Consider the following 5,959-nt stretch of genomic DNA (forward strand, 5'->3'; position numbering starts at 1 on the left):
AATCGGCTTCGGATCAGCACGACACCTACTTCACCAAGCATCTAGTAATCCAGATGTTCTATTTATCGGACTTGAAATTCACAAACCTTCCATTGAACAAGCACTCAAACAAATTGTTATTCAAAATCTCACAAACATCATGATCCTTGACTATGATGCACGATTATTTTTAGAATTTGTCCCTTCCAATATCGTAAACAGAATTTATGTTCATTTTCCTGTACCTTGGGATAAAAAACCACACCGTCGGGTCATTTCAGAAGCATTTTTACAAGAATCTGAACGTGTATTATGTGTTGGCGGTAAACTCGAATTACGTACCGATAGCGAAAACTACTATCGCTTTGCACTTGAAACATTCAGTTTACCGCGTCAAAGCCAGTTTAATGTTCGTAAAAATCAAGAAATTGCCATTGTCAGTAAATATGAAGACCGTTGGAAAAAGATGGAAAAAAATATTTACGATGTTACCTTTACCTGCGAGATTGAGTCGAATGAACCCGATAGTATCGGCGATTTTTCTTTTTCAACCGCTCCTATTTCTGACAATGCGATTGATCGCCTCTCAAAAGAGACCTATAAACGTGACTGGGGATTTATACATATAGAGCGCAAATTCACTATAGGAGAAAATGGTGGGATGATTCGTTTAGCTATGGGAAGTTTTGATCGCCCCGAAAGTACCTATGTTATCATTGAAAATGGTCTTGCCCGTTATTTTCCATCTCTTCCGGTTCGTTCCAATACGAATTTAAAGGCTCATATTTTACTTGACGAGTTACTTCATGGATAAAGTCATTATTGCCGAAAATCTTTCACTATCCTATAAAGAGTTCGAAACTATCATCTCGAAAGCCAACTTCTCGATCGATGCGGGGAGTTTCGTATTCATTACCGGAGCAAGCGGAAGCGGTAAATCGACTCTTCTCAAATCATTCTATGGTGCTATTGAACCGCGTGCAGGAAACTTGATGGTGGGTGGAGTTAAAATGCATAAAATTTCTACCTCTAAACTTAATTTTCTCCGCCGTCATATTGGGGTTGTTTTTCAAGACTATAAGTTAATCAAAGAGTGGACAATAGAAAAAAATGTAATGCTGCCTCTTATTATCTCAGGCTATACTAAAGATGTGAGCAGTGCACAAGTACAAAAGCTTCTAGGACATGTCAAATTGATCCATCAATCGGGCAAATATCCTCCCGAACTCTCTGGCGGAGAACAACAGCGTGTTGCTATGGCTCGTGCACTCGCCCATAATCCTATTCTCATTCTTGCCGATGAGCCTACAGGAAATTTAGATGAATACTCATCCCAAGTTATTTGGAACTTATTAGAGGGAGCCAATACTCAGCTTAAAACGACCATAGTAGTCGTTACCCATAATATTCCATCAACCATTACAGTTCCTTATACACACTACCATATCGAGATGGGAAATATCCATGAAATCTCTTAAAAATCATATATCACTCATTATTGCTCTCTTTACTGTTTTATTTTCGGTTCAAATTTATGTTGCTGTTGACCGCACAATTGCAGCTTATGAAGATCGTCTTAAAAACGATTATTCTATTATTGTCGTTGCTAATAAAACACTCACCATTCAAGAATTCAAGGCAATGGATCGTATTATCGAAAGAAGTGAAGTCATCGCCACTGATCAAGTTTTAAAGCGCCTTGAAGGGGAAATGAGCAAAAAAAATCTTGATTTACTTAAACTCACATTACCAAAATTTTATCGTATTTATTTAAGTCGCTTTCCAACCCCTTATGAAATTGAAAAACTCCAAAAACGGCTCCAAAAACATGTTGCAATTCAACGTGTTGAAGGATATGCTCAAACCCATGATACCGTTTATAAGCTCATGCTTTTATTCAAAGATGTTGTTCAAGTCTTTTCAATTTCGATTGCGGCCGTTACTTCCCTTCTCATTCTTAAAGAGATGCGTTTATGGCAATTTCAACATGCTGATCGCATGAGTATTATGGCTCTTTTCGGTGCTCCGGTATGGCTCCGTTCTGCCGTACTGTTTCGCTTGGCAATTGTCGATGCGATCATTGCAACCATACTGCTCTGTCTCGCATTTTTCATTTTTGAGCAATATGGGTGGATGGATCTTTTACTCCGTACTGTCGGAATAAACATCGACCTTTTCCACTTTATCAATGATTCCATACGTTCTCTTCTAATCGCTTTAGGGGTATCGATTGTACTTACCCTCATGATTGTTATCGGAAGCAGTGAAGAAGAATAGATGAATAGCTCTTTTTCACTTCTTCTCATTACATTATTAGCAACATCAGCTATTGCAGCTAAAATTGATGAAAAGATTCAACATACTGCCAAACAGCTCAATGAAACAAAACAAACTTATTCAACCCTAAATGCAAAACTGGAAGCAACTGCATCTAAAATTATGCAGCAGCGTCAAATTATCGGAACACAGCAGGAAAAGTTAAGTACCTTGGTCGAAGAACTTCGTTCAAAAGAAACTGTTTACCAATCCAATAAAACAACACTTAAAAACTTAGAAATTCAACAAGCACTTTTATTAAAAACCCAAAATGATATTGAACAAAGGCTTGTTTTCGCAATTGCACGCAACACCTCTATTTCACTATTAATTAATGATGATCGTGCTAAAGAGGCTGATTCTATCATCACGGAAGAGGCCCTCAAACTTCATCTTAAGCAAATCAATGAAGAGATTCAACAGCTTAATACTCTCTTTCTTGAAAATAATACAAGAATAACTGGACTCTCAACACAAACGACCGTATTAAAGAAATCGATCGCTATTATCGATCAGGAAAAAAACAAGGTTCTTGAAACTAAAAAAGAGAATGAAAAAGCAATTGCATTACTCGAAAAAGAGAAAAATCTTTATAAAAAATCATTGGATAAAATTCTTAATCAGCAACGTTCACTTCAAAAAACACTTGCTAGTCTTAATATTATCAAGCGCGAAACACTCAAACCTAAAAAAACTCCACCACCTCTTGTAGCTCAAAAACCAGGTTCTAAACCTGTTCCTGAAAATGTTAAACAAGCAATTGCTGATTATCGCCCTTCAAACGTTGCAGGTTATACTGGGGAACGCACTATTGCTCCTCTTGATGGATATGTCATCACAAAACGCTTTGGTCCATATACGGATCCCGTTTATGGTATTAAAATCTTTAATGACTCTATATCGCTCCGACCAACCGAATCCGATGCCAAAGTCAAATCAGTTCTTAACGGCAAAATCATTTTGGCTAAATCTACTGCAATGCTTGATAATGTTATTATTATTGAACATGATAATGGTCTACATACGATCTATGCTCATCTCGATAAAATCGCCCCTACCGTCGAAGTGGGAAAACGGCTCAAACAAGGTTCAATTATTGGTCGCGTAGGCAGAGAGTTGATGTTTCAGGTGACACAGCGTAATGCGCACATCGATCCGCTGCAAATGATCCGGTAATTTTATTCTAAAATGGCCAAATAGCACCTACCGCTTTACTCGCCCAACCTTGATTCACCGAACGATCAATATCCCCCTCATTCGCATAAAGAATTTTAGCGTCTGAGATTTTAGATGAGTTAATTTGGTTGTTTTGATCGATATCGTACGGTCGAATCACCCCGCTTAGCTGCATAACCTGTTTTTGATCATCCACCATAATCTCACGCCGTCCCGTGATAAAATAGTTGCCGTTCGCCATCACTTTAACAATTCGAGCCGATACCGTTGTCGTAAACGTTGCATTTTTAGTCGATGATCCCGATCCAGAGTAATCGGAGGTTGATCCCGCACTAAATCCGATATTTGCAACACCGTTAAGTTTATTGACAGCAGAATTTACCGCAGAATTTTGACCCGTTGAACTAAATAATCCGCCGTTTAATCCAAGTGTATCAGCTTCAGTGAGGGCCTTACTCGCTTTATTGGAACTGGTTGCCGTTTCTGAGATAACGACCGTCACGATATCGTTGACATGCATCGCTTTATGGTCAGAGAAAAGGGGGCTATCCCCTTGCCCGAATAAACTGCCCCGAGCGACAAAGCTATTTTCTTCTTCACGTGAGGGCATCTCTTCAACGTATTTAGGGGGGCTAAATGCTATTTCAGGCTCAGTAAGACGTGCGGTACACCCACTTAGTAACAACGATGCTGAAAGAATAGAGAAATAAAGTGGTATGCGCATAATCCCATCCAAGTCATATTTTAGCTATAATAAAGCAAAAATAGTTCCAAGGGATAGGTATGAGTTTAAAAGAACAAATTAGTAACGACATTAAAACCGCTATGAAAGAGAAAAATGCCCCTTTACGTGATGCACTACGCCTCCTTAGCAGTGCTATGAAACAAATCGAAGTGGATGAGCGTAAAGAACTAAGCGATGATGACATCATAAAAATCATCCAAAAACAGGTCAAACAACGTAACGATGCCATGACACAATACCGCGATGCGGGACGTGAAGATTTATACGAAAAAGAGGCTTCCGAAGCGGCTATTTTCGAAACTTATCTGCCAAAACAGCTCAGCGATGACGAATTAGAGAGTGCAATACGCTCCATCATCGCCGAAACAGGTGCTGAGAGTATGAAAGATATCGGTCGTGTTATGGGTGCCGCCTCAAAAACTCTAGGAGCCCAAGCCGACGGCAAACGTATCAATGAGTGCGCTAAAAAGATTTTGAGCTAATAGATCATCGGTTGAGTCACATTACTCTACCGATGCAATCCTAAATACAATCGAATTTTGAAAAATCAACGGATGCGAATACTGACATGTGACAACACCATCGCACGGTGCCAAAATTTTTTCCAGTTTCTCTCCGCTTAACGCATCGGTAATCCGTCCCAAGGTATCCCCTTTTTGAATCGGTGTACCACACGCTACCAACGGATCAAAAATACCGGCTCTAGACGCTTTAAGGATAGTAATATTTTCAGGACCAATAACATTACTCTGATGCCCCTCAAAAACTGCTATATCGAGTATCTTTTGCTTCGACATGAGCCGAATAATTGACTCTTGAACCTCTTTGCTTGCCTCAGAATCAATAGTACTATTTTTACCGAAAACAATAGAAAGTGCTTTTGTACCCCACAATTGCCAATTATACTGAAGCATCACTGTTTCAATAGGGCTATAAGGGCGATAGTGGACAAAACGCATACCTAAATCGTGTGCCGATTCCATATCTTCATAATCACTTTTTATGATTTTAACATACGGCAGACACATCCCTTGATCGCGACGTCCCTCTAAAATAATACCGTAATCATATCCTTGAAGTGCTTCAAAAAGTTTTGCCGCAATCCGCTGAGTCGTCTCTCCCTCAGCATACCCCGGAAACATCATATTGATATCGGTTTTATCGAGCGGCCAAAAGGTCTCACCCATATTCAATGCATACGTATTGACGGCGGGAATAACTAAAATTTTTCCAATTATCTTCCCTTCATTCTCTTTTTGCCGAAGATAATCGACGAGACGAGACGCAACGTAGAGTTGATTGATATGATCCCCGCTCATGGCTCCAACAATCGCTAACGATGGACCGTCGTTCTCTTCTCCGAATAAAAAGCCTTCAACTTTGAGTGGAGCACGATTAGGAGATTGTAAGTTTAATATTTCAAATCGTTTCATCCGTTCTCTCCAAAAATACGACCGACCAACGATCCTTCATAGACAATCGGATAGGCTCTGAGGGTAAAAAGAATCCCTCCGATCGGAGCGATCACTTCATTGAGACGTTTACCGCTCAAAGGGTCAACTATGTACCCGACAATCGAACCTTTTTCAATCATTTGACAGTGTTCGATTTCAGGTACAAACAATCCTGGACACGAAGCATTCAAATAAGCAACTTCACCTACTTCGGATTGGATTGGCATTCTAACCTTCAAAGGCTCGATATCTAAAAATCCCTCTTCTGCCATCAAATTTAAAATTCCAT

The 5,959-nt window shown here is 39.6% G+C and carries 8 protein-coding genes; 5 read left to right on the top strand and 3 right to left on the bottom strand.

Annotated features, from left to right (window positions below):
* From trmB to WA010_RS12050, 4 genes are all read left to right on the top strand, one after another.
* A partial coding sequence (trmB, locus tag WA010_RS12035; protein ID WP_422557357.1) for a tRNA (guanosine(46)-N7)-methyltransferase TrmB occupies positions 1-793 on the top strand: 793 nt, incomplete at its 5' end.
* Positions 786-1,457: a cell division ATP-binding protein FtsE gene (locus WA010_RS12040; RefSeq protein WP_422557358.1), complete on the top strand. Its 672-nt coding sequence runs from the start codon at positions 786-788 to the stop codon at positions 1,455-1,457. The genes trmB and WA010_RS12040, both read left to right, overlap by 8 nt.
* Positions 1,444-2,256, top strand: a complete 813-nt coding sequence (locus WA010_RS12045; protein WP_422557359.1) for a cell division protein FtsX — start codon at positions 1,444-1,446, stop codon at positions 2,254-2,256. The genes WA010_RS12040 and WA010_RS12045 overlap by 14 nt, the downstream gene beginning before the upstream one ends.
* The gene (locus tag WA010_RS12050) at positions 2,257-3,471 is read left to right on the top strand and encodes a murein hydrolase activator EnvC family protein (protein ID WP_422557360.1); all 1,215 of its coding nucleotides are present in this window, start codon (positions 2,257-2,259) and stop codon (positions 3,469-3,471) included. It abuts the gene before it with no gap.
* Positions 3,472-3,478: 7 nt separating this feature from the next.
* On the opposite strand, the gene flgH is transcribed toward WA010_RS12050, so the two are convergent.
* Complete coding sequence (gene flgH / locus WA010_RS12055) at positions 3,479-4,195, bottom strand: flagellar basal body L-ring protein FlgH (RefSeq protein WP_422557361.1); 717 nt, start codon at positions 4,193-4,195, stop codon at positions 3,479-3,481.
* 59 nt (positions 4,196-4,254) lie between these two features.
* Here flgH and WA010_RS12060 point away from each other — a divergent pair, with 59 nt between their 5' ends.
* Positions 4,255-4,698 carry a GatB/YqeY domain-containing protein gene (locus WA010_RS12060; RefSeq protein WP_422557362.1) on the top strand — a complete coding sequence of 148 codons (444 nt, stop codon included), beginning with the start codon at positions 4,255-4,257 and terminating at the stop codon, positions 4,696-4,698.
* A gap of 21 nt (positions 4,699-4,719) precedes the next feature.
* Here WA010_RS12060 and WA010_RS12065 read toward each other — a convergent pair whose 3' ends face one another.
* Positions 4,720-5,649: a M14 family metallopeptidase gene (locus WA010_RS12065; protein ID WP_422557363.1), complete on the bottom strand. Its 930-nt coding sequence runs from the start codon at positions 5,647-5,649 to the stop codon at positions 4,720-4,722.
* The coding region (locus WA010_RS12070; RefSeq protein WP_422557364.1) for a succinylglutamate desuccinylase/aspartoacylase family protein at positions 5,646-5,959 on the bottom strand (314 nt) is incomplete at its 5' end. The genes WA010_RS12070 and WA010_RS12065, both read right to left, overlap by 4 nt.

Source organism: Sulfuricurvum sp., assembly GCF_049305995.1.
Taxonomy (GTDB): domain Bacteria; phylum Campylobacterota; class Campylobacteria; order Campylobacterales; family Sulfurimonadaceae; genus Sulfuricurvum.